We start from the raw sequence: 15,557 nt of genomic DNA, 5'->3' as shown, positions 1-15,557 counted from the left end.
TCTTGATTGGCCGTTGTCGTTATTTCACGCGCAAACGCTCTCGCTGTCGCCTCGGCCGGATGGCATAGGACGATTCTGGATGTGCGTCGAAAACGGCGACTCGCCTATTGTTTAGTGTTTTTTACTAAACAGTTTAACTTCTGACAACTCCATAAAATACGGGTATTTACCGGTGTTGCGCGGGCGTTTTTAGGGCTGTTTTAGCAACGTTTTACTATACAATCGCCCGACCTGAACCCGTGCTGCCTCGCTTCGCGCGGCAGCTTCCTTCGATGGCCACCACCATCCGCGACGTCGCCCGCGCGGCCAGCGTTTCGATCGGCACCGTGTCGCGCGCGCTCAAAAATCAGCCGGGCCTTTCCGAGGCCACGCGCGAGCGCGTCGTCGAAGCGGCGCGCCAACTCGGCTACGATTCGGCGCAACTGCGTCCGCGCATCCGCCGCCTGACTTTCCTGCTGCATCGTCAGCACAACAACTTCGCCGCGAGCCCGTTCTTCTCGCACGTGCTGCACGGCGTCGAAGACGCGTGCCGCGAGCGCGGCATCGTGCCGTCGGTGCTGACCGCCGGGCCGACCGAGGACGTGATTCACCAGATGCGCCTGCACGCGCCCGACGCCGTCGCGATCGCCGGCTTCGTCGAGCCCGAAACGCTCGCCACGCTGGTCGCGATGCAACGCCCGCTGGTGCTGATCGATTTATGGTCGCCGGGACTGCGCTCGGTCAACCTCGACAACGCCGGCGGCGCCACCCTCGCGATGCGCCATCTGTTCGAGCAGCAGCGCAAGCGCGTCGCGTTCATCGGCGGCTCGCTCGCGCACTTCAGCATCGCCGAGCGCGCGCTCGGCTACCGGCGCGCGTTCTTCGAAGCGGGGCTGCTGTTCGACCCGTCGCTCGAAGTGACGATCGACGCCGGGCTCGATCCCGACACCGGCGCCGCGCGCGCGATGCAGCGCCTGCTCGACGCGCCGGGCCCGCGCCCCGACGCCGTATTCGCCTTCAACGATGCCGCCGCGCTCGCCGCGCTGCGCGTGTGCCTCGCGCGCGGCCTCAGCGTGCCCGACGACATCGCGATCATCGGTTTCGACGACATTCCCGCCGCCGCCCACGCGACCCCGCCGCTATCGACGATCGCCGTCGACAAGGAAGCGCTCGGCCGACGCGGCGTCGAACTGCTGCTCGAAGACTCGCCCGCCGAACTCGAAGTCCGCTTGCCCGTTCAACTCGTTGCCCGTGCCAGTACTTTGGTGAAAACGCCATGACGAAAACCGATCCGCACCACCCTCCCACCGACGTCGCGAAGGCGCCGCCGGTCGCCAGCTTCCGCAAGCGCGAGTTTCTGCTCGCGCACATCGAGGACACGCTGCGCTTCTATGCGCCGAACGTGCTCGATCCGAGCGGCGGCTTCTACCACTTCTTCCGCGACGACGGTTCGATCTACAACCGCACCACGCGCCACCTGGTCAGCAGTTGCCGCTACGTGTTCAACTACGCGATGGCATACCGTCAGTTCGGCGACCCGAAGCACCTCGAATACGCGCGCCACGGTCTGCGCTTTCTGCGCGATGCGCACTGGGATTCGCAGCACGAGGGCTACGACTGGGAGATCGAATGGCGCGACGGCAGAAAGCGCACGCTCGATGCGACGCGCCACTGCTACGGCCTCGCGTTCGTGCTGCTCGCGTACTCGCACGCGGCGATGGCCGGCATCGAGGAAGCGAAGCCGATGATCGGCGCGACCTTCGAGCTGATGGAGCACCGCTTCTGGGACGCCGCCGCCGGTCTCTATGCCGACGACGCGTCGGCCGACTGGCGCGTCAGCACGTATCGCGGGCAGAACGCGAACATGCATACCACCGAGGCGCTGCTTGCCGCGCACGAGGCGACCGGTCATCTGGTGTATCTCGATCGCGCCGAGCGGGTGGCGTCGAATATCACGCTGCGCCAGGCGAAGCTGTCGCAAGGGCTCGTGTGGGAGCACTTTCACGCGGACTGGTCGGTCGACTGGCATTACAACGAGGAAGACAGCTCGAACATCTTCCGTCCATGGGGCTTCCAGCCCGGTCATCAGACCGAATGGGCGAAGCTGCTGCTGATTCTCGAACGCTTCCGTCCGCTGCCGTGGCTGCTGCCGCGCGCGATCGAACTGTTCGACGCCGCGATGATGCACGCATGGGACGAAGACCACGGCGGCCTCTACTACGGCTTCGGCCCCGACGGCACCGTGTGCGATCACGACAAGTATTTCTGGGTGCAGGCCGAAACGTTCGCGGCCGCCGCGCTGCTCGGCAAGCGCACCGGCAACGAGCGCTTCTGGGACTGGTACGACGAGATCTGGCGCTATAGCTGGGCGCACTTCGTCGATCACAAGTACGGCGCGTGGTATCGCATCCTGACTTGCGACAACCGCAAGTACAGCGACGAAAAGAGCCCGGCCGGCAAGACCGACTATCACACGATGGGCGCGTGCTACGAAGTGCTCGCCCATGCGCTCGGCGAAGTCGCGTCGGCTGGATCGACCGCGCCCGCCGCAGCGGTTTCAGCGGAGAAAGCACAATGAGCGCGACGACCGAACTCCCCGTTTTCGTATCCGCCGGTGACATCCTCACCGATCTCGTGCGCACCGGCGCATCGCACTGGCTGTCGCGTCCGGGCGGCGCCGGCTGGAACGTCGCGCGCTGCGTCGCGCGGCTCGGCCTGCCGACCGCGTGCGCGGGCTCGCTGGGCGTCGATAACTTTTCCGACGAACTGTGGGACGCGAGTGTCACCGCCGGTCTCGACACGCGCTTCCTGCAGCGCGTCGAGCACCCGCCGCTGCTCGCGATCGTGCATCAGACCCATCCGCCCGCGTACTTCTTCATGGGCGAGAACAGCGCCGATCTGGCGTTCGATCCAGCCAGGCTACCGGCCGGCTGGATGAACGCGGTGAAGTGGGCGCACTTCGGCGGCATCAGCCTCGTGCGTCAGCCGCTCGGCGATACGCTCGCGGCGCTCGCCGCCCAGTTACGCTCGCACGGTGTGAAGATCAGCTTCGATCCGAACTATCGCAATCTGATGGAGCATGGCTACGCGCCGAGAATGCGCCAGATGGCCGCGCTCGCGGATCTGATCAAGGTATCGGACGAAGATCTGCGCATGTTCTTCAAGACCAACGACGAAGCCGCCGCGCTCGCGCAATTGCGTGCGATGAATCCGGCCGCCACCGTGCTCGTCACGCGCGGGCCCGACGCGGCGATGCTGCTCGACGGCGCCGCGGTGATCGAGGCGAAGCCGCCGCGCGTCGAAGTGGTCGACACGGTAGGCGCGGGCGATGCGTCGATCGGCGGTCTGCTGTTCAGCCTGATGAGCGCGCCGCAACGCGGGTGGCCCGAGCATCTGGCGTTCGCGCTCGCGGCCGGCGCGGCGGCTTGCGGCCACGCCGGAGCGCACGCGCCGACGCTCGACGAGGTGGTCGCGCTGCTGTAAACCGCGGCGCTGTAATTCTGCTGCCTTGGGGCGCGCGTAGCGTGACGGATGTGGAGCACGTGACGCGGCGTGAAGCCGCCCCGGACGGGAACCGATCCCGCCATGCCGTGCTAGGATGAAATATCGAAACCTTTGCGAAAAGGAGCGAGGCCATGGAGGACGTCACCTACACCAAAGGAATCTACACGGCCACTGCGTCGATAAGAGAAGTCGCGCAGGACGCCTTCCAAGGCATCGTCACCCTCGCGCGCGACGAAGGCGAACCCAGCGACGATCAGGAAACCACGCTCTACGAAGTCGACTCGACGTCGCCGACGCCGGGAGAAGCGCTCGAAGAAGCCAAAGCGCTCGCACATCGAATCCTCGGGGAAATCGAACTGTAGGCCGAACCAAGGCGCAGTGTGCTCGCGCATCGGCGCGCCGCTGCGGGGTCGACCGGCTGGAGGCGATCATGGCTGAACAGCTGTTCCAATACGGCGTGTATTCGATTCACGTTCGTCCGCTCGAACTGAGCGGCGCGCGCTGGGACGCGGAATACGAGATTCGTCATCGCGAGAAGGCCGTCAAGCCGTGGACCACGGTCGGCGGCGACGCGGGATTTGCCGAGCAAGCCGAAGCGGTGGAAAGCGCGCATCGGCAGGCCGTCGACGATATCGAGCATGGCGCGGGAATTCCGAAGCCGCGGGTGTTTCCGTAAGCGGTTGTCGACGCGCTTTTTGAGGCCGCGTCGAGATTCGCCGTGGCGACCTCGAGCGGCGCGTCGCCACACAAGGTAACGCGTGAACTGTCACCGATAGTCGAGCGTATCTACGACCTTAGTGATCTTCCAGGTGCCATTTTCCTGGCGCAAAAACACGATATTGGTCTGTTTGTCTTTCGAGCCGAACGTAACAGCCACGAGCACCACGCTGTCGAGCATGAAGACTGGATGCACCGCTATATGCCTGGCCCAGTCTTTCTCGTCGAAGTCTTGCACTTTCGTGAAGTACTCCGCATCTTCGGACAATTTGTTGGCCTGATATTGCTTTCGCAATAAATCGACGGTTGGTTTTGCAACGTGCCTGTATATCTCCCTGTCCATGATCGGATAGTCTCGGTCTGCGGCCAGGCGCGGAATGAACCATGCGTAGAAATCTCTTACGCGGGTCTCGGGAGTTGCTTGTTCGGTGTGGGTCGCGTTTCCTGCATATGAGGTGCCGCTAAAAATCAGCAACAGTGCGGCAATAAAAATCGCCAGATATTTTCTCATGGATGCAACCTCAATCGTGGCGATAGACCTTGTAATCCGGTCGCGCGGACCGGTAATCGGGACCGGGATAGAAGCCATGCCACTGCTTGAAATCGGAAATCCAGTATTGTCCATCGTACATTGCCATATGCCCGTGCGGATGCAAATTGATGCCGTCGATCACGATTACATCGCCTTTTTGTGGAGCGGTAGTCGATACCGCGCGAAACCCAGCGTGAGCCAGCGAAGGGCCGTAGTCTTTCGCGGACCGTGTGCGGGCCAACACAATGCCGCCTCGCTCAATTGCTTCTCTAACGTACCGGGCGCATTCTCCACGGCTCACCGGTCTTGCATTCAATTGCAGATAGTTAACAGCAGCGTTCTTATTCCATGACATATTATATTATATCGATAATATTTTTATGTCGAAATGGTACAGAAAATCAAATAAAATAGACCAAGATATTTGATTATCTCGAAAACAATTTAAATAGAGATAGCTTTTTCGAATAAAAATATGACCCTCGTCACTACCATGCTAGTGACGAGGTATATCAGCTGATCGGCACGCTCCAGTCAATTGCATGAGCCTTGTCATAAAACGTCGGAACGCTGAATTTCATTCGCAGATTCGCAAGGTAACAGCCCCGCTTCGCCTCTCTCTACCCCATCTCGCGCCATGCTACGCTGTGCCTGTCTTTATCCCCACGAGCGCGTGATGGCAAGCGAACCGTCAGACCGTTTTTCCACGCTCGGCGACTCCGACACCGACACGAGCGCGCCGAGGCGCCACGCGCGCGGCAGCCGCGAAATGCGTCTCGACGATCGGGTGGTGATCGCGCACGGCATGCCGACGCCGTTGTGGCAAGACCTGTATCACCGCGCGCTCGGCGTGCGTTGGCCGGTGTTCTTCGTGTCGCTCGCGCTGCTGTTCCTGCTGCTCAACACCGTGTTCGCCGTGCTCTATATGCTCGGCGACGCTCCGATCGCGAATCTGTTTCCGAAGGGCTTCGGCGGCGCGTTCTTCTTTAGCGTCGAAACGCTCGCGACGGTCGGCTATGGCGACATGCATCCGCAAACCGTCTACGCGCACTGGATCGCCACGCTCGAAATCTTCATCGGCATGTCCAGCATCGCGTTGGCGACCGGGCTGATCTTCGCTCGCTTTTCACGGCCGCACGCAAAGATCATGTTCGCGCGCTATGCGGTGATCCGGCCCATCGACGGCCGCATGACGTTGATGGTGCGCTCGGCCAACGCGCGTCAAAACGTGATCGCCGAAGCACGCGCGCGGCTGCGCATCATGCGTCTGGAGACGTCGATCGAAGGCTTTACGCTGCGCAAGCTCTACGACCTCGCGCTGGTGCGCGACCAGCACCCGGTGTTCAAGCTCGGCTGGACGCTGATGCACATCATCGACGAAGCGAGTCCGCTGTTCGGCGAAAACGCCGAATCGTTGAAGGGCCGCGACGTGTCGCTGCTGCTGACGCTCGAAGGCATCGACGAATCGACGTCGCAAACCATGCAGGCGCGCCACATGTGGACCTGCGACCAGATCGTCTGGCAGCACCGGTTCGTCGACATCATGAGCGAGCAAGACGGCGTGAGCCACATCGACTACGCGCACTTCGACGAAATCGTGCCGCTCGATGCGGCGCCGCTCCAACCGGACATCGCGGCGAACACCGCGCAGTAGCAATCGCCACAGTCCTATTCGACGCCCCACGATACCCAGGGCATACCCGAAGCGCGCCGCCGCCTGGCAAATCCGGCTCAAAAGCGGGCCGAAACGCGCGAGTCATCGCGCCCATTCGCGCACGCCCGATTAAAGAAGAAATAATTCACTCTCCCGAGCGCTAAAAAATAGAGTCTCTTTCGCTGCGCGGCATCGGTGACCCCACCACCCGCGCGCCGAGCCAGAACATTGGAGACTCCCCCATGACCGCTCGCCTGCCCATCGACGGCACGCCCGCTCTCGCCGACTACAAGCTTTCCGACAATCTCACCGCGACGCGCGGCCGGATCTTTCTGACCGGCACCCAGGCGCTGGTGCGCCTCCCTCTGATGCAGCGCGCGCTCGACAAAACTCGCGGCCTGAACACCGCCGGTTTCATCAGCGGCTATCGCGGCTCGCCGCTCGGCATGGTCGATCAGCAGTTGTGGAAGGCGAAAAAACTGCTCGCCGCGAGCGACGTCCGCTTTCTGCCCGCGATCAACGAAGAACTCGGCGGCACCGCCGTGCTCGGCACGCAGCGCGTCGAAGCCGATCCGGAGCGCACCGTCGATGGCGTATTCGCGATGTGGTACGGCAAAGGCCCGGGCGTCGACCGCGCCGGCGATGCGCTGAAGCACGGCAACGCCTACGGCTCGTCGCCGCACGGCGGCGTGCTGGTGGTCGCGGGCGACGATCACGGCTGCGTGTCGTCGTCGATGCCGCATCAGAGCGACTTCGCGATGATGGCGTGGCATATGCCGGTCGTGAATCCGTCGAACATCGCGGACATGCTCGAGTTCGGCCTGTACGGCTGGGCGTTGTCGCGCTTCTCGGGCGCGTGGGTTGGCTACAAGGCCATTTCGGAAACCGTCGAATCGGGCTCGACCGTCGATCTCGACGCGCTGCAAACCGAATGGACACCCCCTCAGGAATTCGCAGCACCAGCCGGCGGTCTGCACAACCGCTGGCCCGATCTGCCGAGCCTGACGATCGAAGCGCGGCTGCACGCGAAGCTCGACGCGGTGCGCCAGTTTGCGCGCATCAACAGCATCGACAAATGGATCGCGCCGAGCCCGCACGCGAACGTCGGCATCGTCACGTGCGGCAAGGCGCATCTCGATCTGATGGAAGCGCTGCGCCGGCTCGATCTGACGGTCGCCGATCTCGATGCGGCCGGCGTGCGCATCTACAAGGTCGGGCTGTCGTTTCCGCTGGAGATGACGCGCATCGACGCATTCGTGTCGGGCCTGTCCGAAGTGCTCGTGATCGAAGAGAAGGGCCCCGTCATCGAGCAGCAGATCAAGGACTATCTGTACAACCGCACGCAAGGCACGCGGCCGGTCGTGATCGGCAAGCACGCCGAAGATGGCACGATGCTGCTGTCGTCGCTCGGCGAATTGCGGCCGTCGCGCATTCTGCCGGTGTTCGCGAACTGGCTCGCGAAGCACAAGCCGGCGCTCGATCGCCGCGAACGCGTCGTCGATCTGGTCGCGCCGCAGATCCTGTCGAACGCGGCGGACAGCGTGAAGCGCACGCCGTATTTCTGCTCCGGCTGTCCGCACAACACGTCGACGAAAGTGCCGGATGGCTCCATCGCGCAGGCCGGCATCGGCTGCCATTTCATGGCGTCGTGGATGGAGCGCGATACGACCGGGCTCATTCAGATGGGCGGCGAAGGCGTCGACTGGGCCGCGCATTCGATGTTCACGAAGACCCGCCACGTATTCCAGAATCTCGGCGACGGCACCTACTTTCACTCGGGCATTCTCGCGATCCGCCAGGCAGTCGCGGCGAAAGCGACGATCACCTACAAGATCCTCTATAACGACGCGGTCGCGATGACGGGCGGTCAGCCCGTCGACGGCAGCATCTCGGTGCCGCAGATCGCGCGACAGGTCGAAGCCGAGGGCGTATCGCGCTTCGTCGTGGTCAGCGACGAGCCCGAGAAATACGACGGCCATCACGGCCAGTTTCCGCAGGGCACGACGTTTCATCACCGCAGCGAGATGGACGCGGTGCAGCGCGAGTTGCGCGATACCGACGGCGTGACCGTGCTGATCTACGACCAGACCTGCGCGGCCGAAAAACGCCGCCGTCGCAAGAAAGGCGAATTCCCCGATCCGAACAAACGGCTCTTCATCAACGAGGAAGTCTGCGAAGGCTGCGGCGATTGCGGCGTGCAGTCGAACTGTTTGTCGGTGGAACCGGTGGAAACCGCGCTCGGCCGCAAGCGGCGCATCGATCAGTCGTCGTGCAACAAGGACTACTCGTGCGTCAACGGCTTTTGCCCGAGCTTCGTCACCGTCGAAGGCGGCACGCTGAAAAAAGCCGCGGGCGTCGCATTCGATCCGCAGGCGCTCACTGCTCACGTCAACGCGCTGCCGATCCCCGCGACGCCACTCGATGCCGCGCCGTACGACATCCTCGTGACCGGAGTCGGCGGCACTGGCGTCGTGACGGTCGGCGCATTGATCAGCATGGCCGCGCACCTCGAAGGCAAGAGCGCGTCGGTGCTCGACTTCATGGGCTTCGCGCAGAAGGGCGGCTCGGTGCTGTCGTTCGTGCGCTTTGCCGCGCGCGACGAATGGCTGAACCAGGTGCGCATCGACACGCAGCAGGCCGATGTGCTGCTCGCCTGCGACATGGTGGTCGGCGCGAGTGCCGATGCGCTGCAAACGGTGCGGCATGGCCGCACGCGCATCGTCGTCAACACCCATGCGATTCCGAACGCGAGCTTCGTGCAGAACCCGGACGCGACACTGCATGCCGACGCGCTGATCGACAAGATGCGTCACGCGGCCGGCGCCGAGCGTATGTCCACCTGCGACGCGCAAGCGCTCGCGACGCGTTTTCTCGGCGATACGATCGGCGCGAACATTCTGATGCTCGGCTTCGCGTGGCAGCTCGGTCTGGTGCCGGTGTCGTTCGCCGCGATGATGCGTGCGATCGAACTGAACAACGTCGCTGTGCAGATGAATCAACTCGCGTTCTCGATCGGGCGCATGGCCGCGGCCGATCCCGCCGCGCTCGAATCGCTGTGGCAGTCGCACCATGCGCCGAAACCGAGCGTGCGCGTCGATACGCTCGACGAGCTGATCGCGCATCGCGAGGCACGTCTGCTCGCGTATGGCGGCGCGGCCTATGTGACGCGCTATCGCGCGCTAGTCGACGCGGCACGGCGCGCGGAAACCGCCGTCGATGCGGCGAGCGAGCGCGTGACGCGCGCGGTCGCGACGACGTTCTATCGGCTGCTCGCGGTGAAGGATGAGTACGAAGTCGCGCGTCTGCATGCGGATGCCGCGTTCCGCGATGCGCTCGAAGCGCAGTTCGAGGGCGTCGCCGGCAAGGACTTCACGATCCGCTTCAACCTCGCGCCGCCGACGCTTACGCGCGCGCAGCCCGGGGCGGTGCCCAAGAAGAAAACCTATGGTCAGTGGATGTGGGCCGTGCTCGGCCTGCTCGCGAAATGGCGCGGTCTGCGCGGCACGGCGCTCGATCCGTTCGGCCGCACGCTCGAGCGCAAGATGGAGCGCGAGCTCGCGAGCGATTACGAAACCACGCTGCAACGTGCGCTAGCGAAACTCGACGAGAGCCATCTCGACGACGTCGCGAAACTCGCTGAACTGCATGCGCGCGTGCGCGGTTATGGGCACGTGAAGCTGGCGAATCTGGCGGGCGTCAAGCGTGGTGAGCGTGACCTCGTCGCGCGCCTCGGCATCGAGGCGGCGACGGGTATCGCGGTGAAGAAGTCGCTCGAGGAAATGAAGGGCGCCGGGCAGTTGCGCGGCATTCCGGTAGTGGTCGCGAAGTAACGTGTTCGTTGCGCTGCCCGGCTTCAAGTCGCGTCGAGCAGCGCCCTCACCTGCATCACCTTCGCCGGATCGACGGGCGCGAGTCCGTTGCCGTTCACGCGCACGCCGGAGCCGAAATGCACGGCCTCGACGTGCGTTTTGCTGACGAAGTCCGCGACCGCATCGACGGTCAAGCCGGCACCAGCGAGCACCGTGCAATGCGAGGCCGTGGCTTGCCGCACCAGTTCGCTAACCACGGCTTGCGCCTGCAGCACCGACGGCTTTCCGCCCGACGTCAGCACATTGGTCACCGCCTGGAAACCGAGCAATACGTCGAGCGCTTCGCGCAGATCGCGCGCCTCGTCGAACGCGCGATGAAACGTGATCGCGAGTCCATCCGCAGCTTCGCACGCGCGCGCGAGACCTTCACGGTCGATCGCCCGCTCGGCATCGAGCATGCCGATCACGATGCCGTTCGCGCCGGCCGCCTTCACCGCACGGATGTCGCGCAGGATCACCGCGTAGTCGTCGGCGTCGTAGACGAACGACCGGCTATGCGGCCGCACGATCACGTTCACGGGTATGCCGACCGCGGCTACCACCGCCTCGATCAAGCCCACACTCGGCGTCAGACCGCCCTCGCCCATCGCGGTCACGAGTTCGACACGGTCGGCACCGGCGTGCGCGGCAGCGCGCGCATCGGCGACGGTCGTGGCAATCACTTCGAGCAGCACGGACATGAGCGCAACCTGATGTCATTGAAAACGACATCATGTCAGAAGCGCGCGTCGCGTTCGTCTTCGACCCAGTCGATATCGCCGCACAGCACGCAGGTCTCGCCGCCGACGCGCGTCGCCACCGACAGCGTCACGCACGGCAACGCCTCGTTGATCGATAGATACGGCCGCGTCACGTGCACGCGCTCCGGCGCATTGATCGCAACGCTGAAGTACGGACGACGCAGCCAGTTCGCGCCCTGCGCGTCGGCGAGCGGCAGGAAGCGCGTTTCCTGCGCCGCGCGGTCGGCGCGCAGCACGACGTTGCGGCCCGCCTGGCGGCCCTTCGCATCGAGCAGAAAACAGCGCGCCGCGTGATCGAGCGCGAGGAAATTCCAGCACACCTCGTCGAGCGGCTCACCGGCGGCCAGACGCTCCGCGGCGCGCTCGAACGCGCGCAGATACGGCGCGAGCCGGCGCGCGCTGCGCCGCTCGCGTGCCTCGGCCTGCTCGCGATAACGCTCGGTGACTTCACCGATGCAAATCGCCGTGTGGATCGCATCGGCAATACCCGGACTCGGCCGGCCGAAGAAAAACCCCTGCACGAAGTCCGCATTGCAGGCGAGCGCCATTTGCGCTTCGTGCTCGGTTTCGACGCCCTCGATCAGCACGAGCTTGCCCGCTTCATGCAGCAGCGACACGAGCCCCGGCAGGATGGTCGCCATGTCGGCGCGATGCGCGGCGTGCGACAGCATGATGCGGTCGAGCTTCACGATGTCGGGATTCAGTTGCCAGATCCGCTCGATGTTCGAATGACCCGCGCCGAAATCATCGAGCGCGATCAGGAAGCCGCGCTCGCGGAACTCGCGCACCGCGTCGGCGAGTCGATCGAGATCTTCGGCGCGCTGCTCGAGCACTTCGAGCACGACGCGCCGCGGCGACAGATCGAGCCGCCGCAGATTCGCGAGCAAAGCGGCCGCGAGATACGGGTCCGTCAGTACGCCCGGATGCACGTTCAGGAACAACCATTCGCGCTCGGCGCCGAGCACCTTGAAGTTCTCAAGATGCAGCGTCTGCGCGAGCCGGTCGATCTGCAGCGCGTCGCCCAGGCGCGCGGCGTCGCCGAACACGTCGAGCGGCGACACCGCGCGATCGAGCGCGTCGTGCGCGCGCAGCAAGCCCTCATAGCCGACCGCGCGCAGGTGCGACAGACTGAAAATCGGCTGGAACACGCTAGTCAGCGTCAGTTCGCCGTGCTGCACCGAATAGCGTCGAAGGCCCGAGGTCACCTCGACCTCGAAGCCGTGCGGCACGCTCGCCGCCCTGTCCTGTTGCGCAATCGTCATGCAATCCTCTCACGCGAGAACCCGCCGGTCAGAACGCGAACTGCAACGAGACCGACACTGTCTCTCAAAATGTGCGTCATCGTTACCGGTTAAGCAAGGTCCATGCGCACGCTGGCGCACACTGTGCTGTAATTCGCTCGAAAGATTGCACCGGCGACAGCGTTCGTGCGCCGCCCGTGGGCGTGACGCGCACCGTTGCGGTGCGCAGATTGCCCCTTCATCAGCCCGGAATACACGATGGAAATAGTCTTCACCGTTCTGATCCTGCTACTCGCCGTCGCCGCGTCCGGCGTGCTGGCCCGCGCGCTGCCGTTCAAGCTGCCGTTGCCGCTCGTGCAGATCGCGATCGGCGCGATGCTCGCGTGGCCGCGCCTCGATTTGCACGTCGCGTTCGATCCGGAAATCTTCATGCTGCTGTTCATTCCGCCGCTGCTGTTCGCGGATGGCTGGCGCATTCCGAAGCGCGAGTTCTTCATGGCGCGCCGAGCGATCCTGATGCTCGCGCTCGGTCTCGTGTTCATGACGGTGCTGGTCGTCGGTCACTTCGTGCACGTGCTGGTGCCGCAGATCTCGCTGCCGGTCGCGTTCGCGCTCGCCGCGGTGCTATCGCCGACCGACGCTGTCGCGCTGTCCGGCATCGCCGGCAAGGGCAGGATTCCCGGGCAGCTGATGCATATCCTCGAAGGCGAGGCGCTGATGAACGACGCGTCCGGCCTCGTCGCGCTGAAGTTCGCGATCGCCGCCGCGCTGACCGGAGCGTTCTCGCTGCGTGCGGCGTCGGTGAGCTTCGTGATCATCGCGGTGGGCGGCCTCGCGGTCGGCGCGGCGGTGAGCGCGGTGTTCAGCTTCGTGTCCGCGCGCTTTCTCAATCTCACCGAGGAAGGCGATCCCGCGCCGGGCGTCGTGATGACGCTGCTGATTCCGTTCGCCGCCTATCTGACCGCCGAGCGCTTCGAGCTGTCGGGCATTCTCGCCGCGGTATCGGCCGGCATGATGATGAATTACGCGAGCATCATGGAAAAGTGGCAGGTCGCCTCGCGCGTGCGGGCCACGAGCACGTGGACGATGATCGAGTTCGTGTTCAACGGCATGGTGTTCATCATGCTCGGCCTGCAGTTTCCGCACATCCTCGGCCGCGCGCTGCTCGACGCGCACGAAACCAACGACGCGCAGGTCGCGCTGCTGATCGGCTACATCGTCGCGGTGGCGTTCGCGCTGTACGCAATGCGCTTCGCGTGGGTATGGCTGCTGCGCTGGTTCTCTAGCCGCGGCGCGACGAAACATGGTGTCGCGAACGCGGTGCCGGGATTGCGCATGGTGTCGGTGACGACGGTGGCCGGCGTGCGCGGCGCGGTAACGCTCGCGGGCGTGCTGTCGCTGCCGGAGGTGCTGCCCAACGGCACGCCGCTGCCGGGACGCGATCTGGCGATCTTCATCGCGTCGGGGGTGATCCTGCTGTCGTTGCTGGTGGCGGTGGCCGCGTTGCCGCTGCTGCTGCGCGGCTGGCGGCGCGGCAAGGACCCGCACGCGGCCGAGGAAGCGCTCGCGCGCACGCTCGCCGCGCAATCGGCGATTCGCGCGATCGATCATCTGCACGACACCGAGTGCGCGGACCTCGATGAATCGGCTCAGGCCTATGCGACCGATGTGACCGCGCGCGTGATGGACCTGTACCGCCGCCGCCTCGCATCACTCGACGACGAACAGGCGCCACGCGAACTCGCGCGCCGTGCCGATGCGCTCGAATTCCGCATGAAGCTCGCGGCGATGCGTGCCGAGCGCAAGACGCTGCTCGATTTGCGCGACACCGAGCGCATCAACGACGAGACGATGAACAAGCTGATGCGTGAGGTGGATCTATCGGAGACGGCGCTAACCGCGCGCAAAAGGTAGGAGTTCTCTGCTGGATCAACGTCGGCACCGGCGCTTGAAATGCCGGTGCCGAATAACGACGCTCAGGCCACCGGCCCTTGGGTCGGCTTCCTTCTCAACAGCGCGTACAGGATGATCGCGCCGAAGGTCGCGGTGCCGATGCCGCCGAGCCCGAAGCTGCCGAGCTTCAGCGAGAAGTCGCCGGCGCCGAGCACGAGCGTGACGGCCGCGACGATCAGATTGCGGTTATCGGAGAAGTCGACCTTGTTGACGACCCAGATGCGTGCGCCCGTCACCGCGATGAGCCCGAACACGACGATCGACACGCCGCCAAGCACCGGTCCCGGAATCGTCTGGATCACCGCGCCGAACTTCGGCGAGAAGCCGAGCACGAGCGCGATCAACGCGGCGATCACGAACACCAGCGTCGAATAGATCTTCGTGACCGCCATCACGCCGATGTTCTCCGCGTACGTGGTCACACCGGTACCGCCCGCGAAACCCGACACGATCGTCGCGAGCGCGTCGCCGAGAAACGCGCGGCCGATGTAGCGGTCGAGGTTCTGGCCCGTCATCGCGCTGACGGCCTTGATGTGGCCGAGGTTTTCGGCGACGAGGATCACCGCGATCGGCGCGAGCAGCGTCATCGCGTGCGGGTCGAACACCGGCGACATGAAGTGCGGCATGCCGAACCACGCGGCGTTCGCGACGATCGAGAAATCGATCGGCTTGCCCATGCCGAGGCCGTTCGTGACGATCGCGTAGATGACGTAGGCGAGCAGCAGGCCGACCAGGATCAAGAGACGCTGCAGCATGCCGCGCGTGAATACCGCGACCGCGCCGACGCACAGCACCGTGACGAGCGCCATCCACGACTCGAAATTGCTGCCGCTCACGCCATGCACGGCGATCGGCGCGAGGTTCAGACCGATCACGCAGACGATCGCGCCGGTCACGACCGGCGGCATCAGCGTTTCGATCCAGCCGGTGCCGACCGCCGCCACGATCAGGCCGATCACACCGTAGGCGACGCCGCACGCGATGATGCCGCCCAACGCGACCGGAATGTTCGGGTTCGCGCCGTGTCCGCCGTAGCCGGTCACCGCGATCACGAGGCCGATGAACGCGAAGCTCGAACCGAGATAGCTAGGCACGCGCCCGCCGACGAGCACAAAGAACAGCAGCGTGCCGATGCCCGACATGAAGATGGCCAGGTTCGGATCGAAGCCCATCAGCAACGGTGCGAGCACGGTCGAGCCGAACATCGCGACGACGTGCTGGATGCCCATCGCGAACATCTGCGGCCAGCCGAGCCGTTCGTCGATGCCGACGATGCCGCCCTCGGCGGCGGCAGGCTGGCGGCGCCAGCGGGGGAAATAGGATGCGGCCATCGCGGGGATTCTCCTCTGGGTCGGCGCGGTGTGTGCA

General features: G+C 64.6%; 13 protein-coding genes. 8 read left to right on the top strand and 5 right to left on the bottom strand.

Annotated features, from left to right (window positions below; translation table 11 throughout):
* The first annotated feature begins 272 nt into the window (after positions 1 to 272).
* The 5 genes from GCT19_RS09690 (at position 273) to GCT19_RS09670 (ending at position 4,159) form a co-directional block, all read left to right on the top strand.
* Positions 273 to 1,259, top strand: a complete 987-nt coding sequence (locus GCT19_RS09690) for a LacI family DNA-binding transcriptional regulator (protein ID WP_013088180.1) — start codon at positions 273 to 275, stop codon at positions 1,257 to 1,259.
* A complete protein-coding gene (locus GCT19_RS09685; RefSeq protein ID WP_152851744.1) occupies positions 1,256 to 2,557 on the top strand; it encodes an AGE family epimerase/isomerase in 1,302 nt (433 codons plus the stop codon). The genes GCT19_RS09690 and GCT19_RS09685 overlap by 4 nt, the downstream gene beginning before the upstream one ends.
* Positions 2,554 to 3,462 carry a carbohydrate kinase family protein gene (locus GCT19_RS09680; protein WP_152851743.1) on the top strand — a complete coding sequence of 303 codons (909 nt, stop codon included), beginning with the start codon at positions 2,554 to 2,556 and terminating at the stop codon, positions 3,460 to 3,462. The genes GCT19_RS09685 and GCT19_RS09680 overlap by 4 nt, the downstream gene beginning before the upstream one ends.
* A 152-nt stretch (positions 3,463 to 3,614) precedes the next feature.
* The gene (locus GCT19_RS09675; protein ID WP_013088177.1) at positions 3,615 to 3,845 is read left to right on the top strand and encodes a hypothetical protein; all 231 of its coding nucleotides are present in this window, start codon (positions 3,615 to 3,617) and stop codon (positions 3,843 to 3,845) included.
* A 68-nt stretch (positions 3,846 to 3,913) separates the two neighbouring features.
* Positions 3,914 to 4,159, top strand: coding sequence for a hypothetical protein (locus tag GCT19_RS09670; protein WP_013088176.1), 246 nt, complete (start codon positions 3,914 to 3,916; stop codon positions 4,157 to 4,159).
* A gap of 90 nt (positions 4,160 to 4,249) precedes the next feature.
* Here the strand turns inward: GCT19_RS09670 and GCT19_RS09665 are convergent, their stop codons facing one another.
* Positions 4,250 to 4,711: a DUF3828 domain-containing protein gene (locus GCT19_RS09665; RefSeq protein WP_018436839.1), complete on the bottom strand. Its 462-nt coding sequence runs from the start codon at positions 4,709 to 4,711 to the stop codon at positions 4,250 to 4,252.
* A gap of 10 nt (positions 4,712 to 4,721) precedes the next feature.
* Entirely contained in the window at positions 4,722 to 5,087 is a 366-nt protein-coding gene (locus GCT19_RS09660; protein ID WP_152851742.1) for an NlpC/P60 family protein, read from the bottom strand.
* 321 nt (positions 5,088 to 5,408) lie between these two features.
* On the opposite strand from GCT19_RS09660, the gene GCT19_RS09655 reads away from it, so the two are divergent.
* Together GCT19_RS09655 and GCT19_RS09650 are read left to right on the top strand one after the other, a co-directional pair.
* Entirely contained in the window at positions 5,409 to 6,386 is a 978-nt protein-coding gene (locus tag GCT19_RS09655; protein ID WP_018436841.1) for an ion channel, read from the top strand.
* Between the two features lie 242 nt (positions 6,387 to 6,628).
* Entirely contained in the window at positions 6,629 to 10,216 is a 3,588-nt protein-coding gene (locus GCT19_RS09650; RefSeq protein ID WP_152851741.1) for an indolepyruvate ferredoxin oxidoreductase family protein, read from the top strand.
* Positions 10,217 to 10,239: 23 nt separating this feature from the next.
* On the opposite strand, the gene GCT19_RS09645 is transcribed toward GCT19_RS09650, so the two are convergent.
* Positions 10,240 to 10,935: a copper homeostasis protein CutC gene (locus tag GCT19_RS09645; protein WP_152851740.1), complete on the bottom strand. Its 696-nt coding sequence runs from the start codon at positions 10,933 to 10,935 to the stop codon at positions 10,240 to 10,242.
* A 35-nt stretch (positions 10,936 to 10,970) separates the two neighbouring features.
* Positions 10,971 to 12,257 carry an EAL domain-containing protein gene (locus GCT19_RS09640; RefSeq protein WP_018436844.1) on the bottom strand — a complete coding sequence of 429 codons (1,287 nt, stop codon included), beginning with the start codon at positions 12,255 to 12,257 and terminating at the stop codon, positions 10,971 to 10,973.
* A gap of 237 nt (positions 12,258 to 12,494) precedes the next feature.
* Here GCT19_RS09640 and GCT19_RS09635 point away from each other — a divergent pair, with 237 nt between their 5' ends.
* Complete coding sequence (locus tag GCT19_RS09635) at positions 12,495 to 14,150, top strand: Na+/H+ antiporter (RefSeq protein WP_013088170.1); 1,656 nt, start codon at positions 12,495 to 12,497, stop codon at positions 14,148 to 14,150.
* A gap of 62 nt (positions 14,151 to 14,212) precedes the next feature.
* On the opposite strand, the gene GCT19_RS09630 is transcribed toward GCT19_RS09635, so the two are convergent.
* Positions 14,213 to 15,520 carry a solute carrier family 23 protein gene (locus GCT19_RS09630; RefSeq protein ID WP_152851739.1) on the bottom strand — a complete coding sequence of 436 codons (1,308 nt, stop codon included), beginning with the start codon at positions 15,518 to 15,520 and terminating at the stop codon, positions 14,213 to 14,215.
* Between the last annotated feature and the right edge of the window lie 37 nt (positions 15,521 to 15,557).

Origin of the sequence: Paraburkholderia atlantica (assembly GCF_009362785.1) — a bacterium.
Taxonomy (GTDB): domain Bacteria; phylum Pseudomonadota; class Gammaproteobacteria; order Burkholderiales; family Burkholderiaceae; genus Paraburkholderia; species Paraburkholderia atlantica.
Note: the sequence above shows the minus strand (reverse complement) of the source record. Positions and strands in the feature narration are given on the sequence as shown.

Excerpts from the sequence above, each read along its gene's own strand:
- GCT19_RS09635 (WP_013088170.1), top strand. The coding sequence starts at position 12,495 with ATGGAAATAGTCTTCACCGTTCTGATCCTGCTACTCGCCGTCGCCGCG.
- GCT19_RS09650 (WP_152851741.1), top strand. The coding sequence starts at position 6,629 with ATGACCGCTCGCCTGCCCATCGACGGCACGCCCGCTCTCGCCGACTAC.
- GCT19_RS09675 (WP_013088177.1), top strand. The coding sequence starts at position 3,615 with ATGGAGGACGTCACCTACACCAAAGGAATCTACACGGCCACTGCGTCG.
- GCT19_RS09670 (WP_013088176.1), top strand. The coding sequence starts at position 3,914 with ATGGCTGAACAGCTGTTCCAATACGGCGTGTATTCGATTCACGTTCGT.
- GCT19_RS09645 (WP_152851740.1), bottom strand. The coding sequence starts at position 10,935 with ATGTCCGTGCTGCTCGAAGTGATTGCCACGACCGTCGCCGATGCGCGC.
- GCT19_RS09640 (WP_018436844.1), bottom strand. The coding sequence starts at position 12,257 with ATGACGATTGCGCAACAGGACAGGGCGGCGAGCGTGCCGCACGGCTTC.
- GCT19_RS09680 (WP_152851743.1), top strand. The coding sequence starts at position 2,554 with ATGAGCGCGACGACCGAACTCCCCGTTTTCGTATCCGCCGGTGACATC.
- GCT19_RS09665 (WP_018436839.1), bottom strand. The coding sequence starts at position 4,711 with ATGAGAAAATATCTGGCGATTTTTATTGCCGCACTGTTGCTGATTTTT.
- GCT19_RS09630 (WP_152851739.1), bottom strand. The coding sequence starts at position 15,520 with ATGGCCGCATCCTATTTCCCCCGCTGGCGCCGCCAGCCTGCCGCCGCC.
- GCT19_RS09690 (WP_013088180.1), top strand. The coding sequence starts at position 273 with ATGGCCACCACCATCCGCGACGTCGCCCGCGCGGCCAGCGTTTCGATC.
- GCT19_RS09655 (WP_018436841.1), top strand. The coding sequence starts at position 5,409 with ATGGCAAGCGAACCGTCAGACCGTTTTTCCACGCTCGGCGACTCCGAC.
- GCT19_RS09685 (WP_152851744.1), top strand. The coding sequence starts at position 1,256 with ATGACGAAAACCGATCCGCACCACCCTCCCACCGACGTCGCGAAGGCG.
- GCT19_RS09660 (WP_152851742.1), bottom strand. The coding sequence starts at position 5,087 with ATGTCATGGAATAAGAACGCTGCTGTTAACTATCTGCAATTGAATGCA.